General features: G+C 58.8%; 1 protein-coding gene. It reads right to left on the bottom strand.

The window, feature by feature from the left end:
* Nucleotides 1–68 precede the first annotated feature (68 nt).
* Nucleotides 69–935, bottom strand: a complete 867-nt coding sequence (locus tag IAI51_RS27745) for a carboxylate/amino acid/amine transporter (protein WP_187681375.1) — start codon at nt 933–935, stop codon at nt 69–71.
* Nucleotides 936–1,054: the final 119 nt, after the last annotated feature.

The following is a 1,054-nucleotide window of genomic DNA, read 5'->3' as shown; positions in this document are numbered from 1 at the left end:
GCGGTGGGTCAGACGAATCAATGATGACTGACCCACCGCTATCGCGAGCAGGCTCACTCCTACAGGGGTTAGGCGGTGGCTGGAGATTTGCGGATTCCCAAACGGCTGATCCACACCGCCGCCAGAATCACACTGCCGCCAAGAAACAACCTTCCAAGTTCCTCATCCTGATTCCAGATCAGCAAGTTCAGCAGCAACCCCACCGGTACATGCAGGTTGTTCATCACCGCCAGCGTGCCACCGTTGACCATGCACGCGCCTTTGTTCCACCAGTAAAGGCCCAGCGCCGTCGAGACCAGACCGAGGAACAGCAGCACGCCCCATTGCAGCGGCGCTTCGGGCAGGAAGTTGGCTTTGCCGAACAGCAGGAATGCCGGCAGCACCACCGCCAGTGCGCCGAGGTAGAAGTAGCCAAAGCGGCGATAATGCGGCAGATCGCTCGGGTGTTTCGCCACCAGATGTTTGTACAGCACCTGGCCGGCGGCGTAGGTGAAGTTGGCCAGTTGCAGCAGCAAAAAGCCCATGAAGAAGTCCGGGTTGATCCGGTCGAAGCGAATCACCGCTGCGCCGCCTACCGCCACCAATGCGGCGATCAGTGCCCACGGGTTGAAGCGGCGGTTAAGCGCATCTTCGATCAGGGTTACATGCAATGGCGTGAGGATGGTGAACAGCAACACCTCCGGCACCGTCAGCACACGGAAGCTCAGGTACAGGCAGACGTAGGTCACGCCGAACTGCAACGCGCCGATCAACAGCATGCCGCGCATGAACGCCGGTTCCACCGAACGCCAGCGGGTCAGCGGGATGAACACCAGCCCGGCTAGCAGCACACGTACCAGCACCGCGAAGTAGCTGTCGACATGACCGGCAAGGTATTCGCCGATCAGACTGAAGGAAAACGCCTGGATCAGCGTGACAAAAAGTAGATAGCCCATGATCGCCTCTGTTTCGAATGGCGGCGACGATAGCCGGTTTTACTTTCTGCAACCAATACAAAATCCCCATGTAGGAGCTGCCGCAGGCTGCGATCTTTTCAATCCTCAAACCGGATCGG

The sequence above is a fragment of the Pseudomonas sp. N40(2020) genome (assembly GCF_014472415.1).
GTDB lineage: Bacteria > Pseudomonadota > Gammaproteobacteria > Pseudomonadales > Pseudomonadaceae > Aquipseudomonas.
This window is presented reverse-complemented; position numbering and strand designations above follow the sequence as displayed.